Source organism: Erysipelothrix inopinata, from assembly GCF_014396165.1.
Lineage (GTDB): Bacteria > Bacillota_I > Bacilli_A > Erysipelotrichales > Erysipelotrichaceae > Erysipelothrix > Erysipelothrix inopinata.
On record NZ_CP060715.1, the window covers coordinates 338775 to 356343 of the forward strand.

At 37.0% G+C, this 17569-nt stretch carries 14 protein-coding genes and 2 other annotated features; of the genes, 5 read left to right on the top strand and 9 right to left on the bottom strand.

Annotated elements, in window-relative coordinates; translation table 11 throughout:
• Positions 1-136 precede the first annotated feature (136 nt).
• The 7 genes from rpoC to H9L01_RS01775 form a co-directional block, all read right to left on the bottom strand.
• Positions 137-3916: a DNA-directed RNA polymerase subunit beta' gene (rpoC, locus tag H9L01_RS01745; RefSeq protein WP_187534239.1), complete on the bottom strand. Its 3780-nt coding sequence runs from the start codon at positions 3914-3916 to the stop codon at positions 137-139.
• Positions 3917-3934: 18 nt separating this feature from the next.
• A complete protein-coding gene (gene rpoB, locus H9L01_RS01750; RefSeq protein ID WP_187534241.1) occupies positions 3935-8086 on the bottom strand; it encodes a DNA-directed RNA polymerase subunit beta in 4152 nt (1383 codons plus the stop codon).
• A gap of 84 nt (positions 8087-8170) precedes the next feature.
• Positions 8171-8767, bottom strand: coding sequence for a class I SAM-dependent methyltransferase (locus H9L01_RS01755; protein WP_187534243.1), 597 nt, complete (start codon positions 8765-8767; stop codon positions 8171-8173).
• 18 nt (positions 8768-8785) lie between these two features.
• Entirely contained in the window at positions 8786-9157 is a 372-nt protein-coding gene (rplL, locus tag H9L01_RS01760; protein ID WP_187534245.1) for a 50S ribosomal protein L7/L12, read from the bottom strand.
• A gap of 21 nt (positions 9158-9178) precedes the next feature.
• A complete protein-coding gene (rplJ, locus tag H9L01_RS01765; RefSeq protein ID WP_187534246.1) occupies positions 9179-9748 on the bottom strand; it encodes a 50S ribosomal protein L10 in 570 nt (189 codons plus the stop codon).
• 33 nt (positions 9749-9781) lie between these two features.
• Positions 9782-9894: a sequence feature (ribosomal protein L10 leader region), on the bottom strand.
• A gap of 14 nt (positions 9895-9908) precedes the next feature.
• Positions 9909-10403, bottom strand: a complete 495-nt coding sequence (locus tag H9L01_RS01770; RefSeq protein ID WP_187534248.1) for a GNAT family N-acetyltransferase — start codon at positions 10401-10403, stop codon at positions 9909-9911.
• Positions 10366-10773: a helix-turn-helix domain-containing protein gene (locus tag H9L01_RS01775; protein ID WP_281381206.1), complete on the bottom strand. Its 408-nt coding sequence runs from the start codon at positions 10771-10773 to the stop codon at positions 10366-10368. The genes H9L01_RS01770 and H9L01_RS01775 overlap by 38 nt, the downstream gene beginning before the upstream one ends.
• A 139-nt stretch (positions 10774-10912) precedes the next feature.
• On the opposite strand from H9L01_RS01775, the gene H9L01_RS01780 reads away from it, so the two are divergent.
• From H9L01_RS01780 to H9L01_RS01790, 3 genes are all read left to right on the top strand, one after another.
• Entirely contained in the window at positions 10913-12055 is a 1143-nt protein-coding gene (locus H9L01_RS01780) for a TraB/GumN family protein (RefSeq protein ID WP_187534252.1), read from the top strand.
• A gap of 11 nt (positions 12056-12066) precedes the next feature.
• Entirely contained in the window at positions 12067-12672 is a 606-nt protein-coding gene (locus H9L01_RS01785; protein ID WP_187534254.1) for a type II toxin-antitoxin system Phd/YefM family antitoxin, read from the top strand.
• Positions 12673-12763: 91 nt separating this feature from the next.
• Complete coding sequence (locus H9L01_RS01790) at positions 12764-13117, top strand: tetratricopeptide repeat protein (RefSeq protein WP_187534256.1); 354 nt, start codon at positions 12764-12766, stop codon at positions 13115-13117.
• Positions 13118-13147: 30 nt separating this feature from the next.
• Here the strand turns inward: H9L01_RS01790 and H9L01_RS01795 are convergent, their stop codons facing one another.
• Both H9L01_RS01795 and H9L01_RS01800 read right to left on the bottom strand, forming a co-directional pair.
• Positions 13148-14353 carry an MFS transporter gene (locus H9L01_RS01795; RefSeq protein WP_187534258.1) on the bottom strand — a complete coding sequence of 402 codons (1206 nt, stop codon included), beginning with the start codon at positions 14351-14353 and terminating at the stop codon, positions 13148-13150.
• Positions 14354-14416: 63 nt separating this feature from the next.
• Positions 14417-15316, bottom strand: coding sequence for a nucleotidyltransferase family protein (locus H9L01_RS01800; RefSeq protein WP_187534260.1), 900 nt, complete (start codon positions 15314-15316; stop codon positions 14417-14419).
• Between the two features lie 180 nt (positions 15317-15496).
• On the opposite strand from H9L01_RS01800, the gene H9L01_RS01805 reads away from it, so the two are divergent.
• Together H9L01_RS01805 and H9L01_RS01810 are read left to right on the top strand one after the other, a co-directional pair.
• Positions 15497-16333, top strand: a complete 837-nt coding sequence (locus tag H9L01_RS01805; protein WP_187534262.1) for a helix-turn-helix transcriptional regulator — start codon at positions 15497-15499, stop codon at positions 16331-16333.
• 95 nt (positions 16334-16428) lie between these two features.
• Positions 16429-17274, top strand: a complete 846-nt coding sequence (locus H9L01_RS01810) for a helix-turn-helix transcriptional regulator (RefSeq protein WP_187534263.1) — start codon at positions 16429-16431, stop codon at positions 17272-17274.
• Positions 17275-17354: 80 nt separating this feature from the next.
• Positions 17355-17563, top strand: a binding site (T-box leader).
• The last annotated feature ends 6 nt before the right edge of the window (positions 17564-17569 follow it).

Sequence of the window (17569 nt, forward strand, 5' to 3'; positions counted from 1 at the left end):
TCAGGCTTATTTATTATACGATTATTAGAATTCAATGTCAACGATTTCGTGTCAGTCTTCCATCTATTTATATATTATATACTTCATATAAGAAAAGCTCTAACACCTTCTGGCATTAGAGCTTAGAATTTAGGAATTATCCGCGAACAATTTCACTGATTAAAGAATCTTCTTCTTCAACTTTATTACGTTCTTCACGTTCTTCTTTTTTCTTGTTTGCTAAGTTGCGAACACGTTCTGTTGATTCACGATATAGCTCGGAACCTGTACCCGCAGGAATTTGCTTACCAATGATAACATTTTCTTTAAGTCCCATTAATGGGTCAATCTTAGATTTGATTGCAGCATCAGTAAGTACTTTCGTTGTTTCTTGGAACGATGCAGCTGATAAGAAACTTTCTGTTTCAACAGATGCTTTTGAGATACCCAAGAGAACTGGACGGTAACGTGCAGGGTCTTTACCTTCGATTAACATATCTTCGTTAATTGAAGTAATGTTATCAATATGCATTTGAACACCAGGACTGATACCTGTATCTTGTCCGTCAATAACAACTACCTTACGCATCATTTGGTTAATCATAACCTCAACGTGCTTATCGGAAATTTCAATACCACCACTTTGGTAAACTTTACGAACTTCTTTAAGAATATATTTTTGAACAGCTAGACGTCCAGCATATTCCATAAGTTTCTTAGGATCAACAGATCCTTCTGTTAGTTTATCTCCAGCTTCAACTTCTGAACCAATTTTCATCCATGAACGAAGTGGTTGGTGAGGCATTGTTTGATGTTCTACTGTACGTTTATCATTTGTAACAGTGATAATGTATGATAGACCATCTTCTGTTTGTTTGTTATCTGTAATATGACCTGAAATTTCTGAAATTACAGCAGGCATCTTCGGTGTACGAGCTTCGAAAAGTTCTTCAACACGAGGAAGACCTTGAGTAATATCTTCACCACCAGCAACCGCAACACCACCAGTATGGAATGTACGCATGGTTAGCTGTGTACCAGGTTCACCGATTGATTGAGCAGCAACAATACCAACTGCTTCTCCGGCTTCAACAACTTGACCTGTAGCCATGTTACGTCCGTAACATTTTTGACAGATACCGTGTTTTGAATCACATGTAAATACTGAACGGATTCTTACTTGCTTGATTCCTGCATTAACGATACGTTTAGCAATGAATTCATCAATGTATTCATCTTCTTCAATAATTACTTCTTTTGTTAATGGATCCACGATTGTTTCTTTGATGTAACGGCCAACAAGACGATCATGAAGTGATTCAATAACTGTGTTAGACTTACGGTCAACAATTTCTTCAACTAAGAATCCATTGTCTCCGTAGCAATCTTCTTCAATGATTGTAACATCTTGAGCAACGTCAACAAGACGACGTGTTAAGTATCCTGACTCAGCAGTTTTAAGAGCCGTATCGGTTAGACCTTTACGCACACCGTGAGTCGAAACGAAGAACTCACTCACGTTCAATCCTTCACGGAATGATGAGTAAATAGGAACTTCGATAATTGAGGATTGATAGCCAGATTTTGATTTAGATTGAGTAGGTTTACCCATCAATCCACGCATACCAGCTAATTGGGTAAAGTTAGAAACGTTACCACGAGCACCAGAAGTAGCCATCATGTTAATTGGGTTCTTACGAGGTAAGTCTTCCATTAACTCAGCACCAACTTCATTTTTAATGCCATCCCACAATGTCATCAACTTACCTTCCCATTCCTGAGCAGTAAGAAGACCACGTTTATGCATTTTCATTAATTTAGCAGCTTGTAATTTACCTTCTTCAACGTATTTTTCTTTATTTGGTGCAACGTTAATGTCACTCAAGGCAACGGTCATACCAGCAAGTGTTGAATACTTGAATCCAAGGTCTTTAATATCATCAAGAATTTCAGAAGTTTTATCTAATGAATAGTGATCAAAGATTTCCTTAATGATTTTCTCAAGATCTTTTTTCTTAAAGTCATTATTTAGAGGCATTGCTTTAATAATTTCTTTAACATCTTGTCCCTTAGGAATAAAGAATTTGTCAGGTGTAGCCTTGAAGTTATCTGCACTGACTTCGTTTAAGTAAGGGAAGTCACTTGGGAACATTTCGTTAAAGATAAGTTTACCCAATGTTGTGACAAGATACATTTCATTTTGTTTTGCACTAAAGTTAGTTTTACCTAACGATGATGCACGAACACAAATTCGTGTATGGTAGTGAATTTGTCCATGCTCATGAGCAAGGTGTGCTTCACTAATGCTTCGGAATGATTTCCCTTGGTTGTTACCATAATTACGCCATTTATCAGCTTCATCAAGGTCCCCACGTTTTTCACATTCATCAGCTTTTTCAAAGAATTCTTCTGGTGTTTCTTCCATGTTTAAGTAGAAGTTACCGAGAACCATATCTTGTGATGGTGTAACGATAGGTTTTCCATCTTTAGGTCCAAGAATGTTACGTGAACCTAACATTAGAAGTTCAGCTTCAGCTTGTGCCATTTCTGATAATGGAACGTGAACCGCCATTTGGTCACCATCAAAGTCCGCGTTAAACGCTGGAGTTACAAGAGGGTGAAGACGAATTGCACGTCCTTCAATCATTTTAGGCTTAAAGGCTTGAATACCTAAACGGTGAAGTGTTGGCGCACGGTTAAGAAGAACAGGGTGTTTTTGAATTACTTCTTCAACAATGTCCCATACTCGTGGATCTTGACGTTCAATTAGTTTTTCAGCTGCTTTAGCGTTATTACTAATTCCACGTACTTTCATTTCATTCACTACGAATGGTTTGAAAAGAACAATCGCCATTTCTTTAGGAATACCACATTCATACATTTTCAAGTCTGGTCCAACAGCAATAACTGAACGACCTGAGAAGTCAACACGCTTACCGAGCAAGTTAGCACGGAAACGTCCTTGTTTCCCTTTAAGACTGTGTGATAGTGATTTTAGAGGACGTCCACCAGCACCTGTAACAGGTTTTGAACGACGACCATTATCGATAAGCGCATCAACAGCTTCTTGAAGCATACGCTTTTCGTTTTGAACAATAACTTGAGGAGTACCCATCTCTAAGAGACGTTTTAGACGGTTGTTACGTGTGATAACACGACGGTATAAGTCGTTTGAATCACTTGCTGCAAATCGTCCACCATCGAGTTGTAACATAGGACGTAAATCAGGTGGTAAAACAGGAAGTTGTGTTAATACCATCCATTCAGGTTTATTATCCGAGTTAATAAATGCTTCAATTGTTTCCAAACGACGGATTAATTTCTTACGTTTGTCCCCTTTAGCACTTTCAAGTTGTGCAAGAATATCTTCTTGTTCAGCTTGTAAATCTACGTTTTCTAACAAGATTTTAATTGCTTCTGCCCCTGCTTCAGCTTTAAAACTGTTGAATCCAAATTCATTAATATAATCACGGTATTCGCGATCATCAATAATTTGTTTATATTGTAGTGTTGTGTTTTTTGGATCAATAACAACCCATTTAACAAAGTAAACTACTTCTTCTAACACTTTAGGTGTGATATTTAGTAATAAACTCATACGTGATGGAATTCCACGTAGATACCAAATGTGTGCAACCGGAGCAGCTAAAGTAATGTGTCCCATACGTTCACGACGTACTGCCGACTTCGTTACTTCAACACCACAGCGATCACAAATTACCCCACGGTAACGTACTTTCTTGTACTTACCACAGTAACATTCCCAGTCTTTAGTAGGACCGAAAATTTTCTCACAGAACAAACCATCACGTTCAGGTTTTTGTGAACGGTAGTTAATAGTTTCAGGTTTTTTAACTTCACCATATGACCAATCTAAAATACGTTCTGGAGAAGCTAACGCCAATTGAATTGAGGCAAAATCTTTTGTACTACTCATCTGTCTCTACGCCTCCTTCTAAATTTCTTCGCTGGAATCATCTCCAGCATCAAGTTCATCGGATTGTAAGTCGTCTTCATCAACGTCTTCGTCAAGTTCAACTACAATTTCTTCTACGATTTCATCTTCTTTGTCTGCTTCACGTCGAGGAGCGTTTTGATCCTCCTCGACAAGTGTTGCAGTAATTTCTTGATCATCTTTATCTAAGAATTTAATATCAAGTGCCAATGCTTGTAATTCATGTTTCAGAACTCTAAATGCTTCTGGAATACTTGGTTCTGGAATATCCTCACCATTTTGAATTGCAGCATAAGTCTTAGTACGTCCGTTGACATCATCAGATTTGATTGTAAGAATTTCTTGAAGTGTATGAGCTGCACCATAAGCATACAATGCCCAAACCTCCATCTCACCAAATCTTTGTCCACCATTTTGTGCTTTACCACCCAATGGTTGTTGTGTAACAAGTGAATAAGGTCCTGTTGCACGAGCATGAAGTTTATCATCGATCATGTGGGATAGTTTCAACATGTACATTACCCCTACAGAAATACGTTCATCATAACGTTCCCCTGTACGGCCATCATAGAGTACACGTTTTCCATCAGGATCAATATTACCTTCTTCCATGATACGGAAGAGTTCATCAGTTTCAATACCATCAAATACGCTGGTTGCAAACTTAATTCCTAAGTTCTTAGCAGCAATACCTAAATGGAGTTCAAGAATTTGTCCAATGTTCATACGGCTAGGAACCCCAAGAGGGTTAAGCATAATATCAACAGGTGTTCCGTCTTCCATATATGGCATATCTTCTACTGGTAATATACGAGAGATAACCCCTTTATTACCGTGACGTCCAGCCATCTTATCCCCTTCAGAAATCTTACGTTTCTGAACGATATAAACTTTAACTGTTTCACTTACTCCTGGTGGAAGGTCATGACCTTCATCACGGCGGAATATTTTAATATCTTGAACAATACCTGATCCACCATGTGGAACTTTAAGTGAGTTATCACGAACTTCACGAGATTTCTCTCCGAAGATTGCGAGAAGAAGTTTTTCTTCAGGTGAAATTTCACTTTGGCCTTTAGGTGTAACCTTACCAACTAAAATATCGCCTTCTTTAACTTCAGCACCAATCATTACGATACCACGAGCATCTAAATGACGGCATGAGATTTCACTTACGTTAGGTATATCACGTGTGATTTCTTCAGGTCCGAGTTTTGTTTCACGAACTTCGAGTGTGTACTCTTCAATATGGATTGAAGTATAAACATCTTCTTTAACAAGACGTTCACTCATGATGATAGCATCTTCATAGTTATAACCGTTCCATGTCATAAATGCGACAGTAACGTTTTGACCTAATGCTAACTCACCATTTTGCATTGATGGTCCATCAGCAAGAATATCTCCTGCAACAACAGATTCACCTAAGCTTACGATTGGTTTTTGGTTAATACACATACCTTGGTTTGAACGACGGAATTTTTGTAATAAGTAATTACGTTCTTTTCCATCAACACCTGTAACAACAACGTGGTTACCGTCAACGTATGATACCATTCCATCTTCTTTACAGATTACTGCTGAACCGGAGTCCTTAGCGATACGGTGTTCAATACCTGTACCAACATAAGGTGAGTTTGGTTGTAGCAATGGAACAGCTTGACGTTGCATGTTGGCACCCATAAGCGCACGAGAAGCATCATCATTTTCCAAGAATGGAATCGCTGCAGTAGCAACCGAAACGATTTGTTGTGGACTAACGTCTACAAGTTCAACGCGGTCACGTGAAGCAAGTATATTTTCACCTTGGTAACGAACAACAACTTGTTCATTCGCTAGTTTGTGATCAATAACTTCGTTTGCTTGAGCAATAACATAATCAAATTCATCATCAGCTGATAGATAAACGATTTCTTCAGTAACATCCCCACCTTCTTTAACAATACGGTATGGTGTTTGGATGAATCCATAAGGATCAAGACGACCATATGTCGTTAAGTTAGAGATAAGACCAATGTTCGGTCCTTCAGGTGTTTCAATTGGACAAATACGGCCATAGTGTGATGTATGAACGTCACGCACTTCAAATCCAGCACGGTCACGAGTCAATCCACCAGGTCCTAGCGCTGAGATACGACGTTTGTTCGTAAGCTCTGCAAGAGGGTTCAATTGATCCATAAATTGAGATAATTGAGATGAAGAGAAGAACTCTTTAACCATTGCCGTTAACGGACGAATATTTGTAAGGTTTTTTGGTGTTAAACTGGATGAATCTGAAGAGATTGACATTCTTTCTTTAACAACACGTTCCATACGGCTTAATCCGATTCGGAATTGGTTTTGAATTAATTCACCCACTGTACGAATACGACGGTTACCTAATTGGTCAATATCATCTTCGCTTCCAACATCATCTAAGAAGTTTAGGAAGTATGAGTATGTTGCATAGATATCTGATGCAACAATCGTTGTTTTATCAAGAAGTGGATCAATACCAACAATCTTAACGATTTCATCACTTAACTCATCAGGATATACATGGATTTCTTGCATTGCTGCACCAATTAACCAAAGTGTTAATGGTTCTTTATCCAATGTTTCGATAATAAGTTTTTCATTTGTTTTATTAATGTGAGGTACGTTCACGTTTGGTACGAAACGATCAACAACAAAGGTACTCTTAGCTGACATTAAGTCAGAACCATCTGCTGTTTGTAAACGACCAAATGTATAAAGACGTGAACCATAGTTCAATACAGACCATACGTTATCTTTTGTTAAAGTAACTGCTTTAGCAATAATACCTGTATAGATTGTAATTTCATGTCCCATTAATGTTTTTAAGTCTGCAGTTGTTAATACAGTTCCACGTTCGTATTCAAAATTGTCATGATCAATATCACGAGCAAGAATACGTCCATCTAAATGAACAGTATGATCAACTGTAAGTGTACGAGTATCTGGTGCTGAGAAAATGTTCTTCAATGGGAAAGCATTAACATTTCCTGCTTCACGTAATACATCACGTAATTTTAAGACATCATCACGTTTAGAAATGAGTGTTCCTTTTTCAAAGACAACATTGCCATTGATATCAAGAACATCGTTTACAAGACGTGTATCTTTAACACGGTTAAATACTTCTAATTTTTTATGTATTTTAAAACGACCTGCTTTATTCAAGTCATAACGACGTGGATCTAAGAATTTAGCATTCATTAAGTTAATCGCACCGTCTGTAGTAGGAATTTCGTCTGCGCGTTGGTTTTCATACATAACTCTTAATGAGTCTTCAAAAGTAACTGTTTTATCAAGAACTAATGTATCAACAAGCTCTTGGTAGTTACCAAAGAAAGCAGTATAAAGGAGTGCATATAACGATAAGAATTCACGCTTTTCACTGTCCAACTCATCCCATTCTTCATGTACTGGTAAATCAAGTGCACGTAAGAATGTTTTAAATGAGTGCGTATCAAAAGCATCTTCACCTTCTTGAAGGTCAAGACTCATTCCAAATGCCTTAAATAAAATAGTAGAAACAATCGTACGTTTACGGTCAACTTTCATGTTCACAACACGACCATTTGCCGCTTTACGATCATCACTCATAAATTCAAGCCATGTACCACGACTTGGAATTAATTCTGAAAGGTATGTTTCTCTACCTGTCTTTTCATCTGTCTCAGATTTAAAATATGCTCCAGGTGAACGAACAATTTGTGAAACAATAACACGTTCAGCACCATTAATAATAAACGTTCCCGTTTCAGTCATTAATGGTAAATCACCGAGGAATACTTCCTCGTCTTTTTCAATTACCTCACCCGTTTGTTTGTTAACAATTTCCAAACGCATGAGAGCACGTAAAGGCGCGGCATAATTTGCCTCGCGAGAACGACATTCATCAACATCATATTTCGGTTCATCAAATGAATAGTTAATAAATTTCAACTTAACATTTTCATTATAGCTTTGAATAGGATAGATCTCATCGAAGACTTCTCTCAGTCCTTCGTTTTTAAACCATTCATAGGCTTCCGTTTGAATTTCAACCAAATTAGGTAATTCTAATCCACCACTTACTTGAGAGTAGTCTCTACGGGTAGCTTTGTTACCAAATTTCTTCACTTTATATACTTGGTTTTTTTCCATTTATGCCATCCTTTCCTGCAAAAAATCAAACAACTAAAAAACGCGCACAAACCCACTATTATGCAATTATATATATTAGCATAATCAAAGTGATTCTACAACCTTTTTACTGCGATAAATGTAGAATCCTTTATCTTTTTTTAACAGTTCACAATTTCCAAATAAATCAATACATTTTGCTTGGGCAGACTTCGCACCATGGGACTTGCGAATTACAAACAAAAAAGAGCCATTTGGATTCAACGATTCGTATGCATCATCAAACAATGAATACATTTTTTCTTTACCAATTCGAATAGGAGGATTTGTAACCACAAAATCAAAAGTTCCTTCCAAACCATCCGACACGATATTCTCTCCGTTAATATTGTGTCTTTTGTAATTCAAATTAGCGAGCGCTACAGCACGAGAATTTACATCAACTCCCGTTAATGAAATTCCCGGAAACATTTGTGATAATACAATTCCGATTACACCAATGCCACATCCTAAATCCGCAACACTACCTTGTATATCTTGTGTAGAACAGACCTTTAGAAGGGCCTCTGTTCCACGATCAAGATCTCCTTTTGAAAAAACGCCATCATCAGAAGTTAGTTTATACTCAACGCCCAAAAACCGGAAAGAAATTTCTCTCCGGTTTTCAGCTAATTGTGAATTGTCTGTAAAGTAATGACTCACAGATTCTCCTCAGTTTAATTATTTAACTTCTACTACTGCGCCAGCTTCAACAAGTTTAGCTTTTAATTCTTCTGCTTCTGCTGGTTTGATGTTTTCTTTGATTGGTGATGGTGCGTTGTCAACTAATGCTTTAGCTTCCATCATACCAAGACCTGTGATATCACGAAGTGCCTTGATAACTCCAACTTTTGAACCGCTAACTTCTTTCAAGATTACTGAAACTTCGCTTGGTCCTTCTGCTTCTGCTGAGTCAGCTGCTGCTGCAACTGCTACAGGTGCTGCTGCACTTACTCCAAATTCTTCTTCGATTGCTTTAACTAATTCGTTTAATTCAAGAATTGTCATTTCCTTTAGGGAAGCGATTAATTCTTCTGCTGTTAATTTAGCCATTAAAATTTTCCTCCTATGTGATTAAGCTTCTTGAGCTTCTGTTGTTTCTGTAGTTTCTTCGACTACTTCTGTTGTTTCTTCTACTGCTACTGTTTCTTCACCGTTACCCATTTGTTCTGCAACTTGCGATAATGCATATGCAAAGCTACGGATTGGTGATTGTAACATACCAGCGATCATACCAATCATACCTTCGTAGTTTGGTAGTGATGATAGTTCCTTGATTTCTTCTGTGTTAACAGTTTTTCCATCAACGATACCAGCTTTAAGAACTAAAGCTTTGTTTTTCTTAGCAAATGCTGCAAGTACGCGGCTAGGTGCAACTGCATCTTCACCGAATGCTACAGCGTTTGGTCCAACAAGTTCAGCTTTTAGATCTTCAAAGTCTGTTCCTTCGACTGCGCGTTGGAATAATTTGTTTTTGTAAACTTTTAATTCAACACCTTCAGCACGAAGTTGACGACGTAATTCAGTCATTTGACCAACGTTTAATCCACGGTATTCAACAATAACTGCTGAACCTGAATTATTAATCTTTTCTTGAATCTCTGCTACAACTGCTTGTTTGTTTTCTAATACTTCGTTACGCAAATGATTCACCTCCATTCGATTTACTAATCAATGATGACCAAAATAAAACCCACGACAAAGCGAGGGTCTAAAAGTTTTATACTTTAACCTCGGCAACATGATTAAGCTTTCGCCGTTGCTGTCTTTGGCATATTGATAACATTAGTATTATGACAGTTTTCTAAATTTTGTCAATATCTAAACACTGATTAATCATTTTTTTGTACTCTAGTAATGGTACGGGTTGTTGGTTGATTGACGAAGTGATGTTACCAACACGTTTCGCTCCCTGTTTCTCATAAAAACCAGTTGCGTGAGCATCAGCCTCAATCTCTAATACATCCGCCTTCATATGGGAGACCATATCATCCCAGAGTATTTTTCCAATTCCCTCTCCCATGCAATCACGATTGACAAATAGATAGTCAAGAACATCTTTTTTGTCTTGATGAATAATTACATAGAAACCTTGTATATGTTCATCCCCAACTAAACGGCTTGTTCGATTTTCATTTAGAATTGAATCCAACACAAAAACATCGCGACACTTTTCCAAGTAGCCAGGGTCATAGCCCCAACTTGCCTTAGAATCTAAGGCAAGTGTCTCAAGTTCTCGTATATCATCAATTTCGCAATTTCTAATCTGTTTCCGTGTCATTGATACGATCCAACACATCTCTCACTTTGTCGTTAGATTTCAACATCATAACGATTTCATCAACAATCAAGACTTTATCTTGATCATCCAATTCCTTAACGTTTAAACCGAGCTCCACATCTGTGGAGGTAGAAGAAAGTGCGTGAAAGAGGGCAGTCTCTAAGCTGGAGACTGTTTTATCTTTCAGACAATTGGGTGTGTCTTTGACCAGCGAGTCAATACTCACACCCAATTCATCCGACAAACGCGCAAGGTTGTTGACATCAGGTGAGGAATTTCCCATTTCCCATTTCGCAACAGCTTGCTGCGAATAATTCATCTTATCTGCCAAATCCTTTTGCGTGAGTGCACTTTCTTTCCTAATCTTCCTTAAATTAGTCTTAAGCACATAATCACCGCCATCATTATAACCACTTTGGAGTGGGTTTTTCAATGTTTTTCTGATGCTTTATCTTGTTTTTTTCAGAAACAATTATCAAACGAGCAAAATCGGTCATTATTTGTTATGATAGTTCCGAGGTACACATATGAAAACTGTTACATTCCAAGATAAAACAATTCACTTCGTTTCAACTGCTCACGTCTCTAAAGAGTCCGTTAACGAAGTCAAAGAAACCATTGAAACTATTCAACCTGAAGTTGTCTGCATTGAACTCGATGACAATCGTGCAGAACACCTTATGAATCCAGGGAATCAAGAAGATGTAGATATTAAAACTATTATTAAAAATAAAAAAATGCCTTCCTTTGCAGCAAATCTTATTTTGTCATCATATCAAAAGAGGATGGCAGAACAACTCGATACATCAGTCGGTGCCGAAATGAAGCAAGCAATCGAAAGTGCACAAGAGTTTGAAATACCACTTCGGTACATTGATCGTGATGTTCAAGTCACATTCGAACGCATTTGGGGCAATCTCAAGATGTTTAAACGCATCGAACTCCTTACATCTTTAATATTTAGTGCTTTCGAATCTGACGAGATAGACGAAGAAGATATTGAATCCCTAAAACAAAGCGACCTTCTTTACGAATCCGTAAAGGAACTGGATGACAAACTTCCTGAAATATCGCGCGTTCTATTACACGAACGAAACGAGTACATGGCCGAAAAAATTAAAGCACTTCCTTACAACAACATTGTGGTAGTTATCGGTGCGGCACATACAGAAGGAATCATCGAATGTCTCGATCAAGAACACGACATTTACGAACTCAATCAAATACCACCAAAAAAGAAAAAATCTTTTAAGAATTGGATCATTCCCGGAACTATCATTATGATGATTCTGGCATTAAGTTTTAAAAATCCAAACCTTGGAGCTCACCAATTTATTTCTTGGATATTGCTCAGTGCAGGACTTGCAACCTTAGGAGCCATCCTTTGCGGTGCGCATCCCTTAACAATCCTCACAACTTTTATATCAGCTCCAATTGGCACCCTATCACCATTTCTAGCGGTAGGATTCTTTGCCGGACTCATGGAAGCATATCAAAGACCGCCACGCGTCTCTGATTTCGACGCAGTGCCTCAAGATATCTCTTCTTTCAAGAAATGGTACTCGAATCGAGTCTTACGTATTATAATGATTATGTTAGCTACCAATCTTTTAAGTACAATTGGGACTTTCATATCTGGTGGACAGATTTTTTCCAACCTACTTCATTAAAGGAGAATATTATGAAAAAAGATAATGAAAATGTAATAGAAACAACCCTAAAAGAGGCAACAAAAGACTTTAAAAAGATATTTGATAAAATAATCAAAGACGGTGAACACTACATTGTTAACGATGAAGATGGTGAATCAGTAGTGATGCTTCCCGCCGATGACTTCTACTCTCTTCTCGATATCCTCGCTACACAATTTAGCGATATTCTTGAAGAAGACGATGACGACTTCTTGAATAAAGAATCAAAATTCAACGATTTCCTCAATGCCATTACTTTTAATAGCGAAACCTTCACGGACTATGTTTTATCTAATGATCTCGACTTTGATGTAATCGATGAATTCCTCGAAGAAAATATCAATGTTGAGCAAATGGTTGAAGCAATTTTAGATTACAACGGTAATCTAGAATTACTACCAGTTATCAAGGCTGAAATTAAATTCAGTGAACAGTTCGACGCACTCGACGATGATCTCATGGAACTTATTTTTGACAAAGTTCCAAACGACGACCTTCTCTTCAAGTACTTCAATAATGAAATCACTCGCGAAGAATTCGTCTCAATGCTTAACACATTGCCAGATGTAAACATTGAACCATCACATTTGCACTAATTCAAAACAGCTTCGGCTGTTTTTATTTTGATTAATCTTAATATCTCCTTAATGCGTTTAGATTTAAAATAAATTCATCAAGGAGCATATCATGGAAAATAACTTATTAGAACTGATAGAATACGTTGAAACTCATCTCACGGATTCGGACTATCAAAATGTAATCAAAAAAATAGCGTTATCAATGGCAGACAAGCCCGACTCAGCAATTCCACATAACTTACTGGGCATTGTCTTACTAAAGCACGGACTTTATAATCTGGCCATGAACCATTTTCGAGCAGCTGTAGCATTGGATCCTACATATACGCCAGCAAATTATAATATGATTTCTTGCGATGATCCGAAATTTCACCCCGCATTCTCTAGTAATACAATCATTCAAGGTTCAACTCAAAAACTAACAATTACTAAAGACGGGAACATTACAGTCATTCATATCTAAATAAAAGGTCGTCTTATGACAACCTTTTTCTCAGGACTGATATTTCTTCTTACCAAAAATCAACAAGCAGCCAGAAAACAAGAACGTAACTCCTGCCACCCAAAATGGTGATAACGGATTTTTAGAATAAGTGTACGACGTCAACAATGCTCCAGCAATCTTCCCTAACATGAGAACTGAATTGTATAGCCCCGAAATTTGATTCCCTTCTTCGACACTGTGTTTACGGGCAATGATTGAGTTTTGAAGTAGTGGTATCATCATGGTATAAACACCAAACCAGATTAACGATATTCCCACAAACATTGCTGCAGTTCTTAAGTTTGCGACCCAAAGTGACGTAACACCCATGATAAGTAATACGACAATTAAAATTGACTCCTGTCCCTTTTTCTTTCTTCCCATGCGAATCAGTATCACGTTTAATACAAGAGCAAAGACACCAGTCACTGCTTTAATTAAACCATTTTGGCTGGGTTTAAAATTAAAGATATCTTTAATGTAATAGTTGAAGCTTTGATCAAACAGGGTTACTCCTATTGATGAGACAAGGTTCACAATCATTAGAATTAAAATAATATCTCTGAGTAAATGCTTTGATTTTTTAACAATGTTCAAGGGGTTTGAATCTTTAATCATACTCAATTCAAGGTGTTCTTCAACACTTTCATAAGGTCCTAGCAACAGGTACATAGCTACACCCACCACGACATCTAATATCGCTTGGATAACAAACGTAAGTCTGACGGAGATGTCACCAATCATTCCACCTAGGAAAAAACCTAAGGCAGCACCCACACTGATCAAAATAGAATTAATCGTTATATAACGTGCTTGACTATCTTCCGGTGACTCATTCACAACATAACTCATGAGCCCTACCTGAAATCCTCCAGCAAAGATACCACTAAGCAATCGTGCACCATAAATTTGAAGTTCAGTCGTAGAATAGCCAAACATAATCTGTGTTAGCGCATATCCTATTGCTGAAATCATCAAGATTCTACTCTTTTTCATACCATTCGCTACATTCGACCACACGAGTGCGAAAATAAAATTACTAAAACACATCGCCGCGAAAGAAATACCAAAAACTCTTGGCGGTAAGCCCAAACTTTTAATCAAAGTTGGTGTTACAGGATGCCCTAAATTCATACCAATGGTTAGTAAGAGATTTAGAACTACAAAAATACTCATTTTATGCTTTTCAATTTTAGACATTTTTAACTTCTCCATACGCCCACCATTATATCACAAGCATGAAAAAGAGCACTCGTTTCATAGAGTACTCTCTTTTAATTATTTCCAAAGTTTACTTGGGTAAGTTCCATCAGTTTGGAATTTATCGAATTGTGCCAATACCATTGGTTTATCTTCTTGGTATGTAACACCAAACCAACGATCAGGTGTTTGTAATATTTGAACTGACAATTTACCATCATCAATTAATGATCCCACATCGTTTGGTAACAACGCTTCTGCTTTCATTGGATTTCCTGCTACATCTTCTTTAAGGAAACGCTCAAATTTGCTGTCCATTAAATCGAAGATTGCCGGTGTGAAGCCCCAGAAGTTCATTGATACTAAGGTTCCATCAGGGATAAGTGCCTCATCAGGTCCACCTACAACACCCTTGTCTGTACGTTTGATACCATCTGTTTCAACGATATCCACTAGGAAACCTTCTTTATCTTTACATACACCACGTGTAACAGTTCCGTTATCTGTAATTGTATTATCAACAATATAACCCATCATTGATGCTTTATCATCAGCTACAGATTCTTTCAAGAATTTTGCCATTTCAACGAATGCTTGTTTTCCATAATAATCATCAGCATTGATAATCATAAATGGTCCTGTAACATGTTTTCTAGCACTTAATAATGCATGTGTTGTTCCCCATGGTTTTTCACGGCCTTCAACACCTTCAAACCACTCAGGTACATCTTTAATATTTTGGAATGCATATTCCACATTGATATGAGGACGAATCTTAGCAACCAATTCTTCTTCAAAAATGGCTTCGTGCTCTTCACGAATGATTAAAACTAATTTGTTAAATCCTGCTTGGATGGCATCATAAATTGAAAAGTCAATAATCGCCTCACCGCTTTTACCAAACTTATCAATTTGTTTCAATCCACCATAACGGCTTCCCATTCCAGCAGCTAAAATTACTAATGTTAGATCTTCCATAAAAATCCTCCGTTCTCATGTATTATACCATAGGCCTTACATTATTTTGATGCAATATCATGTGTAATCTTGCGAAATCTACCCCAACTAGCATATTGCACTTTTTAATTACTTCATATCACCCGTAGTGCTATCACAATTTATGATAAACTATCTTTAACACGTGTTGGGAGGAATCTTATGATTCTTAATAATCAAATTAAAATCTATCGTCAAGCAGCTGGACTTACTCAGGAACAACTTGCTGAAAAAATGTATTTGTCACGTCAATCCATTTCAAAGTGGGAAAACGGGGAATCCTATCCAAGCATTGATAATCTCATTTTACTCAGTGATATTCTATCGATTCCACTTGATGACCTTGTCAAAGAGAAACTTAACTTTCCAACACCCTTTGATTTTGGAAAACCTAAAAGTAAGAAACCTCTTTTTGTGGCTTCTTTTTTTCCCTGTTTATTATTTATCGCATCTCTTTTAGAAACAGGTGATTTGTCCCTCCGTCTCATCCCCCTTTTCGCAGGGATCTTTTCTATTGGAATCATCCGATCACTTACTCCATTTGATTTCAAACGATACTATTCTTACTTCACGGTGCACCGTCAAGGTATTGAAGTAGATACAACAACTGGAAAACTTTCCTCAATTAAAATCCTTAAAAGTCTTTTCGGTAAGAGATCCACTAAATTTATTCCTTTAAAGTCAATTCAAAGTATCACCATCCACTTTGATACTTCTGGATATCAAGGTTCTGATGGAATGGATTATCGACCACGTCAGATGTATCTTGTTAGAGAATCCTTTTTTATGACATTGAAGACAAATGAGAACGATATTTATACACTTGATTTAGACTCCGTATATTACCCAAGTTCAAAAGAAAACCAATACTTCTATTCAATCTGTTGTTATCTCTATAAAAACGATATCAAGATTATGGACCCCTGCAAGATATTAGAATCCATTCATCACGAGTACGAATTTATTGAAGAAGCTTACAAACTAAAAAAAGAATCTTAATTTTCATATTATAGCTACTAAACAGTGCTTCGCAACTATTAAGTGCGTGATATTTCATCATACTTATCCTATGATTTTGATAGGAGGTAGAGATTATGCTACTACATGAATATATGAAAAAGTTTCGTAAGAAATACAATATGACACAATCAGATTTAGGCAATGAACTTGGAGTTCCTTTGGAACAAATTATTCTTTGGGAATCGCGGAGAGAATTTCCTGACGCAGGTCAGAAACAAAAAATCCTCAATTATTTTGATGCGAAAAATAAAGGAATTGTTGATACTGATTCAATACTCAAACTTCCATTTCTGTTTGGAAAACCACGCAGTTTCAAACCCGTCATCTTCTCTGCACTTATTCCTACATTGCTATTTTCATTTGCATTTATTAACACTTCTTGGGAACCCCAAGAAAGAGGTCTCTTTGTTTTACTCGGAATATCAAGCATGTTTTTAATTTCAATTGTCAGTCCATTCGACTTCAAGACTTATTATTCTTATTTTGGTGTTTATGAAGATTACATCGATGTGGACGACACTCGTGGATTTATTGCCTTAATTAAAACCATCAAAGGAATTTTCGGACGAAGAAAATCGATACACATCCCCTATGAGAATATTAAATCAATGGAAATTATGTTTGATACACATGGACATGGTAGCATTCAAGGTTTGGATCACCGTCGTCGTCAAATGTATCGAAACCGGGAATTTTTCGTTATCAACATGGTCACCTATGACGGTAAAACATATCAGCTTAACCTAGACCGAACCTTTTATAAGGATGATCCAGAACGTCATGACTTCAATGCAATGTTTGACTTCTTTGAAGAAAAAGGAATCCCTGTGAGTGATCCTAAAATGATTCGTTATTCCTTCGTAAATTATGAAGATTTTGTTATCAACGCTTATAAAACTGTGGGGAAAAATGTCCAATAATTAAGCAGAATTTTAACTTTTTCTCAAAATTACTAAGATAATTATTGTTGACAACAATCTTAGATTGGTTTATTATTACACTTAAATCGACGAACAAGAGAGTAGTTCATTAAAAATTTATAGCGAATTAGGGTTGGTGGAAGCCTAAGAAATTGATGATGAATGAAACGCACTTGGGAGATGTTTCTTTGAACTTAGTAGGAGAAACCGCAAACCTAGCGTTACAGGAAAGAGGTCTTATTACTAAATAAGGCAATTAGAGTGGTACCGCGTATTATACGTCTCTAGATAAATA